Source organism: Frigoribacterium sp. SL97, assembly GCF_026625765.1.
Lineage (GTDB): Bacteria > Actinomycetota > Actinomycetes > Actinomycetales > Microbacteriaceae > Frigoribacterium.
Genome location: NZ_CP113062.1, coordinates 3,053,964 through 3,068,031, shown reverse-complemented (window position 1 = coordinate 3,068,031; position 14,068 = coordinate 3,053,964). Strand labels below are relative to the sequence as shown.

Annotated in this window: 11 protein-coding genes; 6 read left to right on the top strand and 5 right to left on the bottom strand. The window is 71.6% G+C overall.

Going from position 1 to position 14,068, the window contains the following annotated elements:
• Positions 1-12: 12 nt before the first annotated feature.
• Both rplJ and rplL read left to right on the top strand, forming a co-directional pair.
• A complete protein-coding gene (rplJ, locus tag OVA02_RS14910; protein ID WP_043592926.1) occupies positions 13-528 on the top strand; it encodes a 50S ribosomal protein L10 in 516 nt (171 codons plus the stop codon).
• Between the two features lie 49 nt (positions 529-577).
• On the top strand, positions 578-961 hold the full coding sequence (rplL, locus tag OVA02_RS14905; RefSeq protein WP_056046519.1) for a 50S ribosomal protein L7/L12: 384 nt from the start codon (positions 578-580) through the stop codon (positions 959-961).
• A gap of 129 nt (positions 962-1,090) precedes the next feature.
• Here rplL and OVA02_RS14900 read toward each other — a convergent pair whose 3' ends face one another.
• Together OVA02_RS14900 and OVA02_RS14895 are read right to left on the bottom strand one after the other, a co-directional pair.
• The gene (locus tag OVA02_RS14900) at positions 1,091-2,533 is read right to left on the bottom strand and encodes an APC family permease (RefSeq protein WP_267658746.1); all 1,443 of its coding nucleotides are present in this window, start codon (positions 2,531-2,533) and stop codon (positions 1,091-1,093) included.
• A gap of 42 nt (positions 2,534-2,575) precedes the next feature.
• Positions 2,576-4,171 (bottom strand): LuxR C-terminal-related transcriptional regulator, encoded by a 1,596-nt coding sequence (locus OVA02_RS14895; protein ID WP_267658745.1) that lies wholly within the window; start codon positions 4,169-4,171, stop codon positions 2,576-2,578.
• A gap of 236 nt (positions 4,172-4,407) precedes the next feature.
• Between OVA02_RS14895 and OVA02_RS14890 the strand changes: the two genes are divergently transcribed.
• On the top strand, positions 4,408-6,282 hold the full coding sequence (locus OVA02_RS14890) for an ABC transporter ATP-binding protein (protein WP_123570508.1): 1,875 nt from the start codon (positions 4,408-4,410) through the stop codon (positions 6,280-6,282).
• A 15-nt stretch (positions 6,283-6,297) separates the two neighbouring features.
• On the opposite strand, the gene OVA02_RS14885 is transcribed toward OVA02_RS14890, so the two are convergent.
• Positions 6,298-7,032 carry a DUF305 domain-containing protein gene (locus OVA02_RS14885; RefSeq protein ID WP_082460309.1) on the bottom strand — a complete coding sequence of 245 codons (735 nt, stop codon included), beginning with the start codon at positions 7,030-7,032 and terminating at the stop codon, positions 6,298-6,300.
• On the bottom strand, positions 7,029-7,703 hold the full coding sequence (locus OVA02_RS14880; protein ID WP_123570507.1) for a DUF3105 domain-containing protein: 675 nt from the start codon (positions 7,701-7,703) through the stop codon (positions 7,029-7,031). The genes OVA02_RS14885 and OVA02_RS14880 overlap by 4 nt, the downstream gene beginning before the upstream one ends.
• A 245-nt stretch (positions 7,704-7,948) precedes the next feature.
• Between OVA02_RS14880 and OVA02_RS14875 the strand changes: the two genes are divergently transcribed.
• On the top strand, positions 7,949-9,313 hold the full coding sequence (locus OVA02_RS14875) for a cystathionine beta-synthase (RefSeq protein WP_267658744.1): 1,365 nt from the start codon (positions 7,949-7,951) through the stop codon (positions 9,311-9,313).
• Between the two features lie 93 nt (positions 9,314-9,406).
• Positions 9,407-10,561: a cystathionine gamma-synthase gene (locus OVA02_RS14870; RefSeq protein WP_056046507.1), complete on the top strand. Its 1,155-nt coding sequence runs from the start codon at positions 9,407-9,409 to the stop codon at positions 10,559-10,561.
• Positions 10,562-10,661: 100 nt separating this feature from the next.
• Here the strand turns inward: OVA02_RS14870 and OVA02_RS14865 are convergent, their stop codons facing one another.
• Positions 10,662-12,530, bottom strand: coding sequence for a cell wall-binding repeat-containing protein (locus OVA02_RS14865; protein WP_267658743.1), 1,869 nt, complete (start codon positions 12,528-12,530; stop codon positions 10,662-10,664).
• A 94-nt stretch (positions 12,531-12,624) separates the two neighbouring features.
• Between OVA02_RS14865 and OVA02_RS14860 the strand changes: the two genes are divergently transcribed.
• Positions 12,625-14,007 carry an MFS transporter gene (locus OVA02_RS14860; protein WP_056046506.1) on the top strand — a complete coding sequence of 461 codons (1,383 nt, stop codon included), beginning with the start codon at positions 12,625-12,627 and terminating at the stop codon, positions 14,005-14,007.
• Positions 14,008-14,068: the final 61 nt, after the last annotated feature.

The window sequence follows — 14,068 nt, the reverse complement described above, 5'->3', positions numbered from 1 at the left end:
TTTAGGAGAGCCATGGCGAACAAGGAAGCATCGGTCGCCGAGCTCACGGACAACTTCCGTGACTCGACCGCCGTCCTGCTCACCGAGTACCGCGGTCTCACTGTTGCCGAGCTGAAAGAGCTCCGCAAGTCCATCAGTGCAGACGCGACGTACGCCGTGGTGAAGAACACGCTCAGCAAGATCGCGGCCAACAACGCCGGAATCAGCTCGTTCGACGACGAACTCGTCGGACCGTCTGCGATCGCCTTCGTGCACGGTGACCCTGTCGCCGTCGCCAAGAGCCTGCGTGACTTCGCCAAGGCACACCCCGCTCTGATCGTGAAGAACGGTTACTTCGACGGTAACCCGCTCACGGCAGACGAGGTCAAGCAGCTCGCCGATCTCGAGTCCCGAGAGGTGCTGCTGGGCAAACTGGCCGGCGCCTTCAAGGCTTCGCTGTTCGGTGCTGCCTACCTGTTCCAGGCACCGCTGTCCCAGGCCGTTCGCACGGTCGAGGCGCTGCGTGCCAAGCAGGAAGCCGACAGCTAAACAGCTGTCGTACCAACCCACACTTTAGAAAACCCATAAGGAGAACACCATGGCGAAGCTCACGCAGGACGAACTGATCGAGGCCTTCAAGGAGCTCACGCTCATCGAGCTCAGCGACTTCGTGAAGAAGTTCGAAGAGGTCTTCGAGGTCACCGCTGCTGCCCCCGTGGCCGCTGCCGGTGCCGCCGGCCCCGCCGCCGCCGCTGAAGAGGTCGAAGAGCAGACCGCTTTCGACGTCGTCCTCGAGGCTGCCGGCGACAAGAAGATCCAGGTCATCAAAGAGGTCCGCGCGCTCACGAGCCTCGGTCTCGGCGAGGCCAAGGCCGTCGTCGACGGTGCTCCCAGCACCGTCCTCGAGGGTGCCACGAAGGACGCCGCCGAGAAGGCCAAGGCTCAGCTCGAGGCCGCCGGCGCGACGATCACCCTCAAGTAGTCGGCGGGCCCTCGCGGCCCTCTGCGCTTGAGCGGCACGTCTGCTCAGCACCACACGGAAGGCGCCACCCCTCGGGGTGGCGCCTTTCGGCGTTTCCGGTGGGGCGCGCCGACCACACGGACGGCCGGGTCAGGAGGCGCGGGCCAGGACCGAGTGTCGGCGGCCGTACCCGAGGTACACCGCGGTGCCCACGAGCATCCAGACGGCGAAGGCCGCCCAGGTGACCCACCCGAGGGTCACCATGAGCAGCACGCAGAAGGCGCAGCCGAGGACCGGGGTCAGCGGGTAGAGCGGCACCTTGTAGGTGCGGTCGAGCTCCGGTCGGTTGCGCCGCAGCCAGATGACCGACACGTTGACCAGGGCGAAGGCGAAGAGCGTGCCGATGCTCGTCGCGTCGGCCAGGGCGCCCAGGGGGATCACCGCCGCCGCGACGGCCACGGCTCCGCCGACGATCAGGGTGCCGGCGACGGGTGTCTGCGTGCGCGCCGAGACGCGGCCGAGGACGCGGGGCACGAGCCCGTCGCGGGCCATCGAGACGAAGATGCGCGTCTGACCGTAGAGCACCGTCAACACGACGCTCGCGATCGCCGCCACGGCGGTCACGGCGAAGAGGAAGGCGACCCACGGCTGCCCCGTGATGTCGGCGACGATCGTGACGAGGGTCGCCTCGCCGTCGGTGAAGGTCGTCCACGGGCGCGCGCCGATCGCGGCGACGGCCACGAGGATGTAGAGCACCGTGATGATCACGATCGAGGCGATGATGGCGCGCGGCAGGTCACGCTTCGCGTCGCGGGCCTCTTCACCGGCCGTGGACGCCGCGTCGAAGCCGATGTACGAGAAGAACAGGCGCGAGGCCGCCGCCGAGACGCCGGCCGCGCCCATCGGTGCCAGCGGCTCGAAGTTCCCGGCGCGGAAGGCCGTGAAGGCGACGGCGACGAAGAACACGAGGAGCGCCACCTTGACGACGACGAGCAGGGTGTTGACCCAGGCGCTCTCCCGGGCGCCGGGAACGAGCACGAGGGTGGCGAGCAGGACGAGGACCGCGGCGGGCAGGTTGAGGACGCCGCCGGCGCCCGGGGGCTCGGCGATCGCGGCCGGCAGGGCGAGCCCGAACACGTCGAGGGCCTCGTTCACGTACTGCCCCGCCCCGACGGCGACGGCCGCGACCGAGACGGCGTACTCGAGCACGAGGCACCACCCGCAGACCCACGCGATGCCCTCGCCGAGCGTCGCGTACGCGTACGAGTAACTCGACCCCGACACGGGCACGCTGCCCGCCATCTCGGCGTACGACAGGGCCGACAGCAGGGCCGCGACGCCCGCGAGCACGAAAGAGATCCAGACGGCGGGGCCGGCCAGCGGGACGGCGGTGCCCAGCACGACCAGGATGCCCGTGCCGAGGGTCGCCCCGATGCTGATCGCCGTGAGGTGCCAGACGCCCAGGGTGCGTCGCAGACGGGGGCCGCCGTCGGCGGATGCCGCGCTCTCGGCGACGTAGGCCTCGAGGGGTTTGCGCGCCCTCAGCTGGGCGAGGAGGGACGGACGGGACGTGACGCGGGACTCGTGGGGCACCGCGAGAGGTTACCCCACGGCCGGCACCGCGCCTCCTCGTCCCTAGTCGTCGAGGTCGAGGCCGAGCTGCTTGACGCGGGTCATCGCCTCGCGCCGCGACGACGCCTGCAGCTTGCGGTAGATGCTGCGGACGTGGCTCTTGACGGTGTTGACCGAGATGAACAGCTGGCTGCCGATCTGGCCGAGGGTCTGACCGGTGGCCAGGTGCCGGACGATCACGAGCTCGCGGTCGCTCAGCGGCTCGGCGAGCTGCGGCACGACGTCGGCCGTGGTCCCGCGCAGGCGGTCGAGCACCCCGACGATGGCGGCCGGCTGACGACGGCCGACGGCGCGCTGCACGAGGTGGTCGAGGACGTCCTCCGGCAGGGTGGCGAAGAGCCAGATCGACCCGTTGTGACCCGCGCTCAGCAGGGCCTGGTCGAAGGCGATGTCGATGCGCGCGGCGTCGCCGAGGGCGAGGTGTGCGGCCGCCTGGAGGGCGTGCACCTGGCCCATCGTGCGCTCGCTGTGCAGGTCGCCGATGGCGAGGCACGGTTCGAGCGCCTCGAGGGCGGCCTCGGGTTCACCGGCGGCGAGGTGCACGAGGGCGAGCACGCGACCGGGACAGCGGATGTGGTGGTGCGACGACGTCACCGACGACGCGAGTCGACGGGCCTCGTGCGGCTGACCGAGCAGGCGCATGGTCTCGGCCCGCAACACCGTGGCCGAGTCGGTGAGGGCGCTGTGCCCGGTGAACCCGTCGATGGTGCGGGTGATCCGCGCCAGCAGGTCGAGCACCTCGATGTAGCGGCTCTCGGACAGCAGCACGTGCGCTTCGGCGAACAGGCCGAGCGCCTCCCAGTCGCTGCCGCGCGACGCCTGCCGCACGTCGGCGAGCAGGCCCTCGTGGCCGCTCACGGCCTCGCCGCGTTCGAGGGCGAGGTGCACGCGCGTGATCTGGGTGAGGGCCCCGAACGAGCTCCCCAGCAGGTCGGTGCCGTCGGCGAGCTCGCGGGCGAGGTCGACGTGGCGGTCGGCGAGGTCGAAGTCGCCGATCAGCATCGCGACGAAGGCGAGCGCCGAGAGGCACTCGACCCGCTCGGCGGTGCTGAGGTGGTCCTCGCCGAGACCGTTCGCGAGGCTCAGGGCGAAGCGGGCCTGGTCGATCTCGCCGTAGTGCAGCCGGATGAGGCCGAGTTGCAACGAGAAGGAGGCGCTGAGCGAGATGCGCACGCTGATCGACTCGGCGAGGTCGTTCTCGATGAGGGTCCGGGCGACCTCGAGGTGCTCGTGGGCCACGACGAAGTTGCCGAGGGTGCGCAGCGACGCCCCGAGGTGCACGTGGTAGCCCGCCCGGATGTCGAGCGGCAGGTCGGGGTCGGCGTCGAGCGCCTTGGCGACGCCGCGGAACCAGGGCAGGGCCGCACTGCGCGAGCGGGAGCCGACCGAGCGGTGGCTCGCCGCCAGGGCGAGCAGGATGCGGGGTCGGCCGCGCCATTCCTCTTCGGGCGTCGAGCGGATGGCCTCGCGCAGACGCGCTCCCTGCAAGGGGGCGATCTGGGTCCAGCCCTGCTCGATGGCATCGAGAGCGGCCCGGTGGTCGGCGGGCTGCAGTTCGGCACTCGGCGGTTCGACGGCCGTGGGGTTCGACGTGTTCACGATGGTCCTAGCTCGGCCGCTTCGGGAGGCTCGCCCGTCGGGTAGGGAGAACGCGGCTGCCGGAGCCTGGTCAGGTGCACCGACACCGCCATACTAAACTGAGTGTTCATTACGCCGTATGGTCTGTCGGGCATTGCGCCCACAACTGGGGGACGAACGGTCGTTCTACGGCGTGTCGCGGCGTCGACGTCCGACGGTGGGCCACTCGTGACGGGGGTCGGGCCTACGCTGACCGCATGAGTTCGATGCACGCCCCCGCAGGCGGTCCCCGGGGCGGAGGCCGACCGGGCGGGTCCGGCCGGGTCTCGAGCGGCGACGCCGAGGCCCAGCGTGCGGCGAACGCCACCGCGCCGCGCATCCCCGACCTGTTCCGTCGCATCCGCGGCCTGTTCGCCCCGCACCGGCGAGCCCTCGTCGTCACCGTCGTGCTCGTCCTGATCGGGGCCGCCGTCAGCGTGGCTCCACCGCTGCTCACCAAGCAGGCGTTCGACCGGGGGTTGTTCCCCCAGGGCGGTCCCGACGTGCCCGTGCTGCTCGAACTCGTGGGCGCCATGGTGGGACTCTGGGTGCTGTCCGCCGGCATCGGCGTCTGGCAGACGTACCTGACCGCCACGGTCGGCAACAAGGTGATGGGTGCGTTGCGCATCCGCCTCTTCGGCCACCTGCAGCGCATGGAGCTCGCGTTCTTCACCCGCACCAAGACCGGGGTCATCCAGTCGCGCCTGCAGAACGACGTCGGCGGCGTCGCGAACGTGCTGAGCAACACCATCTCGAGCGTCCTCGGCAACACGGTCACGGTCATCGCGGCCTTCGTGTCCATGCTCGTGCTCAGCTGGCAGATGACCGTCGTCACGGTCGTCCTGCTGCCGCTGCTGGTGGTGGCCCAGCGACGGGTGGGCCAGGTGCGCGCCCGCATCGCCACCAAGACGCAGGAGTCGCTCAGCGACATGACCGCCATCACGCAGGAGGCGCTGAGCGTCAGCGGCATCCTGCTGGCGAAGAGCTTCAACCAGCAGCGCGCCGAGGTCGAGCGCTACTCGGCCGAGAACCGCACCCAGATCGGGTTGCAGGTGCGTCAGCAGATGAGCGGGCAGTGGTTCTTCGCCGTCGTCCAGATCTTCCTCTCGGTCATCCCCGCCCTCATCTACCTGGTCGCGGCCTGGCTGATCCTCCGTGACGTGCCCGTGACGGCGGGCACGATCGTGGCCTTCACCACGGTGCAGGCCCGCTTGACCTTCCCGCTCATGGGGCTGCTGCGGGTGGCCCTCGACCTGCAGACCTCCGGAGCGCTGTTCGCCCGCATCTTCGAGTACCTCGACCTCCACCCGGCGATCACGAACGACCCCTCGGCCGAGCCGGTCGACGAGACGCAGCTCGGCCGGGTCGAGTTCGACGACGTCTCGTTCTCGTACCCCGACGCCGAGCCCGGGCAGAAGACCCTCGACGGCGTCTCGTTCGACATCGCACCGGGTCAGTTCGCCGCCTTCGTCGGCCCGAGCGGTGCGGGCAAGACGACCGTCTCGTACCTGATCCCGCGGTTCTACGAGGCGTCCGGCGGAGCGGTGCGCTTCGCCGGCACCGACGTCCGGCGCCTCGACCAAGAATCGCTGGTCGGCAACATCGGCATCGTCAGCCAGGAGACCTACCTCTTCCACGCCAGCATCGGCGACAACCTCCGGTACGCGCGACCCGACGCGACCGACGAACAGCTGGTCGACGCAGCCCGGCAGGCGAACATCCACGAGACGATCGCGTCGTTCCCCGACGGTTACGACACGATCGTGGGCGAGCGGGGTTATCGGCTCTCGGGCGGTGAGAAACAACGCATCGCCATCGCTCGCGTCCTGTTGAAGGACCCCGCCGTCATGGTCCTCGACGAGGCGACGAGCGCCCTCGACACGGTGTCCGAGCGCGTGGTGCAAGAGGCCCTCGACACGGCGACCCGTGGCCGGACGACGATCGCCATCGCGCACCGGCTCTCGACCGTGCGCGACGCCGACGTCGTGTTCGTCGTGGTGGCCGGTCGCGTCGTCGAGCGGGGGACGCACGACGAGCTGCTGGCCCTGGGCGGGGTGTACGCCGAGCTCTACGGGCAGCAGGTGTCGTCGTAGCGCTGCGGCGTCCCGTCAGCCGCGCTCGACGAGCATCGCCTGCATGGCGTCGACCTCGCTCTGCTGCGTCTGCAGCATGCCCGAGGCGAAGGCCCGCACCTGCGGCACCTCGCTGCGCGCCAGGACGGCGTCGGCCATCTCGATGCCGCCCTCGTGGTGCGCGATCATCAGGGTCAGGAAGATCCGCTCGGCCTCGACGCCGTTCGCGGAGTCCAGGGACGCGAGCTGCTCGTCGGTCGCCAGCCCCGGCATGCGGCCGCCGGGTTCGTGGGTGGCGACGGGCGTGGCCGAGCCGCCCGCGCCTCCGTCGTCGGTCATGTGGTGGCTGCCGTAGTCCCCGTCGAGGGTCGGTCGGGTCATCCAGGTCATGGTCGGCTCCGAGGGCGCCTGTGGCAGGCGCCACAGCTCGAGCCAGGCGTACATCTGACCGGCCTGCTGCGACTGCGTGAGGGCCATGTCGTAGGCCAACGAGCGGACCGCGGGGTCGTCGGTCCGGTCGCGGACCATCATCGCCATCTGCACGGCCTGCTCGTGGTGCACCTGCATGTCGCGCGAGAACCCCGCCTCCACGCTGTCCGTACCGGGCGTGACGGGGGTGGGCGAGCTGAGCCGCCCGAGCGCGACGCCGACCAGCAGCACGATCGCCACGGTCAGGACCCCCGCGATCACCAGCCTCAGCCGACGACCCGAGGAGGCGCGGTGCGGCCCCGCCCCGGCGGTCGCGTCGTCGTCGTGCCCCGGTGCCGTCACGCGATCTTGCCGGTGCCGTCCACGCCGCCGCTGCACGGCGCACCGGGCTCGGGGGCGTTCGTGGACTTCCAGTACTTGGTGACGAAGTCGGACACGGTGGCCTCGTCGTCGGTCACGTTCGCGAAGGGCAACTGGGCACCCCAGGCCGAGACGTACATGGGGGAGTCGAGGCCCTCGTAGGGCGAGACGACCGCGTACGTGTCGGGGGCGAAGTCGCGCAGCGCCTCGATCTCGCCCTCGCTGACCTGCTCGGGGTCGTAGGTGAACCAGACGGCGCCGTGCTCGAGGTCGTGGACGGCGTTCTCGTTCGGCACGGGCTCGGTGTAGACGCCGCAGTTCAGCCAGATCTGGTTGTGGTCGCCGCCCGCGGGAGGGGTCATCGCGTAGTCGACGCTGCCGCCGACGTGGTTCGCGGTGAGGTCGGAGTAGGTCTTCACGCCGTCGATCTCGATGGCCTGGGGGTCCTGCCGCGGCTGGCCGCTCGTCACGACGAAGGTGACGACCAGCGCGATCGCCGCCGCGCCCGCGACCGAGGCGGTGACGATGCCGATGGTGCGGTTGCGCTTCGCCCGGGCCTGTTGCCGCTTGAGCTCGGCCACCTTCTCGTGACGCCGGGCGTCTCGCTGCTGCTTGACGGTGGGTTTGTCGGTCGGCTTGTCGCTGCTGGCCACGGGGGTCCTCTGGGGTCGGGGAGGTGGTCGGGACGCACCCGATCGTGGATGCGTCACCCATTTTCTCTCACGACTGCCTGGGAGGCGCGTGCCAGCCGGTCGGGCCCGCCGACCCTCCGTCACACGCCGCGACCCCGTCGTTAGACTCGACGAACGGGTCCGGCGGGGACGCCCCGACCGACCCGACCACCCGAGTCGTCGACCTGCGCGCGCCCCACGAGGGCCCCGCGAGAACCGGAGCACCCGTGAAGTACGCCGAGACCGTCCTCGACCTGATCGGTGACACGCCGCTCGTCAAGTTGAACAAGGTGACCGAGGGCATCACGGCGACCGTGCTCGTCAAGGTCGAGTACGTCAACCCGGGCGGTTCGTCGAAGGACCGCATCGCGACGCGCATCATCGACGCGGCCGAGCGCGACGGCCTGCTCGGGCCCGGGGGCACCATCGTCGAGCCGACCAGTGGCAACACCGGCGTGGGCCTCGCCCTCGTCGCCCAGCAGCGCGGCTACCGCTGCGTCTTCGTCCTGCCCGACAAGGTCGGCGAGGACAAGCGCAACGTCCTCAAGGCCTACGGCGCCGAGATCGTCGTCACGCCGACCGCCGTCGAGCCGGCCAGCCCCGAGTCGTACTACAGCGTCTCCGACCGCCTGGCGCGCGAGATCCCCGGGGCGTTCAAGCCGAACCAGTACGCCAACCCCAACGGGCCGCTCAGCCACTACGAGACGACGGGCCCCGAGATCTGGCGCGACACCGACGGCCGCATCACGCACTTCGTCGCGGGCGTGGGCACCGGCGGCACCATCAGCGGTACCGGCCGCTACCTCAAGGAGGTGTCCGGAGGCGCGGTGCAGGTCGTCGGCGCCGATCCCGAGGGCAGCGTCTACAGCGGGGGCACCGGCCGTCCCTACCTGCTCGAGGGCGTCGGCGAGGACTTCTGGCCGGCCGCCTACGACCCCTCGGTCGTCGACCGCATCATCGCCGCGGACGACGCCCGTTCGTTCGAGCTGACCCGGCGCCTCGCCCGCGAGGAGGGACTGCTGGTCGGCGGCTCGTCCGGCCTGGCCGTCGCGGCCGCCCTCGACGTGGCCCGCGAGCTCGGCCCGGACGACGTCGTCGTCGCCCTGCTGCCCGACGGCGGGCGCGGCTACCTCGGCAAGATCTTCAACGACGCGTGGATGCGCTCGTACGGCTTCGGCGTCAGCCACGACGAGCGGTCGGTCCGCGACCTGATCGCCTCCAAGACCGGGCAGCTGCCCGACCTCGTCCACGCCCACCCGTCCGACACCGTCCACGACGTGATCGGCATCATGAAGACCTACGGCGTCTCGCAGATGCCCGTGCTCTCGGCCGAGCCCCCGGTCGTCATCGGCGAGGTCGTCGGCGCCATCGAGGAGAAGGCGTTGCTCGAGGCCATCTTCCGCGGCGGCGCGACCATGGGCGACGCCGTCTCGGCGTACCTCGGCGACCCCCTGCCCCTGATCGGCGTGAACGAACCCGTCTCGGCGGCCCGGTCCGCGCTCGAGTCCGTCGACGCCCTGCTCGTCACCGACGACGGCCGCCCGGTCGGCGTCGTCACCCGACAGGACGTCCTCTCCTTCCTGTCCTCCTGAGCGGCCGGGGCGGCACCGTCACCCGGCGGCCCGGCCCGCGCCTCCTCGTCCCCCCTCCGTCTGCACCACCCGTCCCCCTCGAAAGGACATCCCATGACCCACGGCTTCTCGACCAGGGCGATCCACGCCGGCCAGGACTTCGACCCCACCACCGGTGCCGTCGTCCCCCCGATCTACCAGTCGTCCACGTTCGTCCAGGACGGCATCGGCGGGTTCCGCGGCGGCTACGAGTACGCGCGGTCGGCGAACCCGACGCGCGACTCGCTGCAGACCCTGCTCGCCGACCTCGAGGGCGGCAGCGCCGCGTTCAGCTTCGCCTCGGGGCTGTCGGCCGAGGACGCGCTGCTGCGTTCGGTCCTGGCGCCCGGCACGCGCATCGTCATGGGCAACGACGTCTACGGCGGCACGCACCGCCTCGTCAACCGGGTGTGGGTACCCTGGGGCGTCACGCTCGACACCGTCGAGATGAGCGACCTCGACGCCGTGCGAGCCGCGGTCCAGGCCGCTCCGACGGCCGTGCTCTGGGTCGAGACCCCGAGCAACCCGCTGATGAAGATCAGCGACATCGCGGCGCTCGCCGAGATCGGGCACGCGGCCGGGGCCGTCGTCGTCGTCGACAACACGTTCGCGTCGCCGTACCTGCAGCAGCCCCTCGCGCTGGGGGCCGACGCGGTCGTCCACTCGACGACGAAGTACATCGGCGGTCACTCGGACGTCGTGGGCGGGGCCGTGGTCGTGCGCGACGACGAGCTCGCCGCGAAGGTCGGCTTCGTCCAGTTCGGCGTCGGTGCCGTGTCGGCGCCGATGGAGGCGTGGCTCACGGTGCGCGGCATCAAGACGCTCGGCGTGCGCGTCGACCGCCACTCGTCGAACGCCCTCGCCATCGCCCGGGCCCTCGAGGGGCACGCGGCGGTCGAGCGCGTCTACTACCCGGGGCTCGAGTCCCACCCGGGCCACGAACTCGCCGCCCGGCAGATGCGGGCGTTCGGCGGCATGCTCTCGGTGCAGCTGAGCGCGGGTGCCGCCGCGGCCCGACGGTTCGCCGAGTCGACCGAGCTGTTCCAGCTGGCCGAGTCGCTCGGCGGCGTCGAGTCGCTCATCGGCTACCCGAGCGAGATGACCCACGCCTCGGTGCGCGGCACCGAGCTCGAGGTGCCCGACTCGATCGTGCGGCTGTCGGTCGGCATCGAGGACGTCGACGACCTGCTCGGCGACGTCACGCAGGCGCTCGCCCGCCTCGACGCGTAGGCGACCTCGCGAGAGACGACGGAGGCGCGGTGCGGGTGGTCCCGCACCGCGCCTCCGTCACGTGGCCACGTCGAGCGCGTCCATCAGGGACGGGCCCCGGTCAGAGCCCGGCCTCGACCGCCGGGCTGACGGCGTTGGGGCCACCCAGCACGACCAGGCCGTCGGTGCCGAGCTTCGTCAGGGCGGTGCGCACGCTGACGGGCAGCGCGTCGGGTCGCGTGAGCAGGACGGGACCGCCCAGCCGGCCCGCGGTCGGTGCTCCGGCGAGCGCGTCGGGGAAGTTCACACCCGTCGAGACGAACGCCACGTCGGAACCGGCGGGGTAGCCGGCGGCGGCGATGACGGCCGAGGTGTCGAAACGGTCGGCACCCGAGAGCCGCGACGTGGGCGCGACGGCCCGGAGCTGGGCGATGACCGGTTCTCCCACCGCGTTGACCCCGCCGAGCACGACGATGCGGGCAGGGGCCAGCCGGGTGAGCTCGGTCGAGACCGTCTGCGGCAGGGCGTCGGGCCGCGTGAGCAGCATCGGGCCCTTGTCGGGGCCGCCGGCCAGGGCTGCGCCCGAGAGGGCGTCGGGGAAGTCCAGGCCGGTCGCGACGTAGGCCGTCCCGCCCCGATCCTTCGGGAAGGTCGTGCTCGAGGTCGTCGCAGACGTGTCGAATCGGTCCGCACCCGAGACGCGGGTGACGCCGGGGGCGCCGGTCGTCGCGATCTGGGAGAGCTGCTGACGCACCGTGTCGGAGACCGCGGCCACGCCGCCCAGGACGACGACGCGTTGCGGGCGGAGCTCGGCGAGTTGGGCGCGGGTCGCGTCGGGCAGGGTGTCGGGGTAGGTCAGGAGGACCGGAGCGCCCCGGTAGCCGGCGGCCGCGCCCCCGGCGAGGGCGTCGGGGTAGGTGCTGCGCGACGCGACGTAGACCAGGGGGATCGAGGCCTTGGTCGGGGCGTTCCCGTTCACGACGACCGGTGGGGTGAAGGCGCTGGCGGCGATGGTCGCCGCGGTGGCGAAGGCGTCGGCTCCCGAGAGACGGCCCACGGCCGGGGTGGTCGGTCGGGTGAGGGCCGCGAGGTCGGCCTCGGTGCCGTTGAACACGTCCTGGTCACCGGGGTAGGGCGAGTCCTCGGTCTGGGACCACTGCCAGAACGTCCAGGTCGCGAAGGACGAGGTCGGCGGGGCGACCGGGGTGTTCGTGGTCGCCGTCGGGTAGTACGCGACGAAGAGGCGGTCCTTCGGGAACGCCGAGCTGTTGCCCGTGCACGAGCTCCAGAAGTCCTGGTTGGTGTAGATCAGCGGTTGGACGCCCTGCTGGGCGACGACGGTGCCGATCCACGACTGGATCCAGGTGACCATCTCGGACTGCGACAGCCCCCAGCAGCGTCCACCCTGCTTGGTGGGGTTGGTCGACACCTCGACGTCGAGCACCGGGGGCAGCATGCCGGGTCTCCAGGCCGTGGCGTTGTCGAGGAAGAACTGCGCCTGCGGTGCCCCGGACGAGTAGAAGGGCAACGCGTAGTGGTAGAAACCGGCCGTCAGCCCCGCCGCCTGCGCGCCGGCGAACTGGGCGGAACGGTAGCGGTTGGTGCTGCCGGTGGGGTTGCCGTTCGTGTAGGTGCCGGGCACGCCCTCGGAGGCCTTGACGAACGTGAAGCGGGCACCCGCCGAACGCGCGGCGGCGAAGTCGGGGGACGGCTGGTACGAGCTGACGTCGAAGCCGGGCACGCCACGAGGAGGCGAGACGGCCGCGGCGCGCGAGAGGCGTTCGTCGGCCCCGTCCCGGGTGCCGCCCGATGCCCCCATCTCGTGGTCGGAACCCGCGTCCTGCTGGGCGAGCGTCGGGGACGAGGTCGAACCGGCGGTGACGGGAGCCGCGACGGCGACCGTGGTCGTCCCGAGCCCGAGGACGACGCCGAGGGCGACCGTCAGGGCGAGACCGCGGACGGACCCGGCACGGTGAGAAGAAGTGGACACGAGACAGACCCCCAGACGCAGGCGACGCCCCTCGCCGCCTGAGGGCGATCCTAGGGGAGGGGGTGCCGTCGGTGGCTCGGCCTAGGCTGACGACATGACCGACGCCGCCGCCGTGAGCACCCGCCCCGAGGGCGTGCTCAGCGGTCGGTACCGGCTGGCCACCCTCGGCATGTGCGCCCTGATCGGCATCGCGGCGTTCGAGTCGCTCGCGGTCACGACGATCATGCCGATCATCAGCCGTGAGCTCGACGGCGAAGCGCTCTACTCGCTCAGCTTCGCGGCGCCCCTCGCGTCCGGCCTGGTCGGCATGGTGGTGGCGGGCAACTGGGCCGACCGCAGCGGGCCGCGCGTCGTGGTCATCGCCTCGATGCTGCTGTTCGCCGTCGGGCTGCTCGTCGTCGGCACCGCGCCCGACATGGTCGTGCTGCTGCTCGGCCGTCTGGTGCAGGGCGTCGGCTCCGGCGCGGTCATCGTCGGGCTCTACGTCATGGTCGCCCGGCTGTACCCGCCGGGCCTGCACCCGTCGATCTTCGCGGGGTTCGCCGCGGCCTGGGTCGTCCCGGGTCTCGTCGGGCCACTCGTCGCGGGCGTCGTGGCCGAGACGGTCGGCTGGCACTGGGTCTTCCTCGGTGCGCTCGGCCTCGCCGTGCCCGCGTTCTTCGCCGTCCTGCCGAGCCTGCGTCGCGTCCCTCCGCCCGAGGTGGCCGAGGGCGCGCGGCGCGTGCCCTGGAGCATCGGTCGCATCCTCTGGTCGGTCGGCGCGGCCCTCGGCGTGCTGGCCCTCAACCTGGTCTCCGAGTTCCCGACCTGGTTGACCGTCGTCGTCATCGTGGTGGCGGTGGTCGTGCTCGCCGTGGCGCTCCGGCCCCTGTTGCCGCCGGGCACGCTGCGCGCCGCCCCGGGGCTGCCCACCCTGGTGCTGCTGCGCGGTCTCGTGGGGGCGGCGTTCCTCGGCAGCGAGGTCTACATCCCGTACATGCTCTCGGCCGAATACGACTTCAGCGCCTCGGCCTCCGGCGTGACGCTGACCCTGGGAGCGCTCGGCTGGGCGTTCGCGAGCTGGGTGCAGGGCAGGCTCGGCGACCGGGTGGCCCAGCGCGACGGCATCCGCATCGGCATCGTCCTCGTGCTCCTCGGCGTCGTGGTCGCCGCGCTGACCCCCCTGTTCCACCTGCCCCCGGCCTTCCTCATCGCGACCTGGGCCGTCGCCGGATTCGGCATGGGGTTCATGTACCCCCGCTTCTCGGTGCTCGTCCTCGCGCTGTCGACCGAGTCCGAGCGCGGGTTCAACAGTTCGGCGTTGACCATCGCCGACTCCACCGGTTCGGCCGTCGCGCTGGCCTTGACCGGCGCCGCGTTCGGGGTGCTCGGCGGCGCGTCCAGCCCCCTCGCCTTCGTCGCCTGCTTCGCCGTCGGCACGGGCGTCGCGGCGCTCGCGCTCGCCCTGAGCGGCCGCGCGGTGCCCCGCGGACGGTGACCGCGCCTCCTGCCCGCCGATGGTGCTGCCGCTCCGCCGATGCCGGTGCCGGCGCCGGGCG

Bases quoted from the DNA above. Each gene is read 5' to 3' on its own strand.
- rplJ (WP_043592926.1), top strand. From the start codon at position 13: ATGGCGAACAAGGAAGCATCGGTCGCCGAGCTCACGGACAACTTCCGT.
- rplL (WP_056046519.1), top strand. From the start codon at position 578: ATGGCGAAGCTCACGCAGGACGAACTGATCGAGGCCTTCAAGGAGCTC.
- OVA02_RS14890 (WP_123570508.1), top strand. From the start codon at position 4,408: ATGAGTTCGATGCACGCCCCCGCAGGCGGTCCCCGGGGCGGAGGCCGA.
- OVA02_RS14870 (WP_056046507.1), top strand. From the start codon at position 9,407: ATGACCCACGGCTTCTCGACCAGGGCGATCCACGCCGGCCAGGACTTC.
- OVA02_RS14860 (WP_056046506.1), top strand. From the start codon at position 12,625: ATGACCGACGCCGCCGCCGTGAGCACCCGCCCCGAGGGCGTGCTCAGC.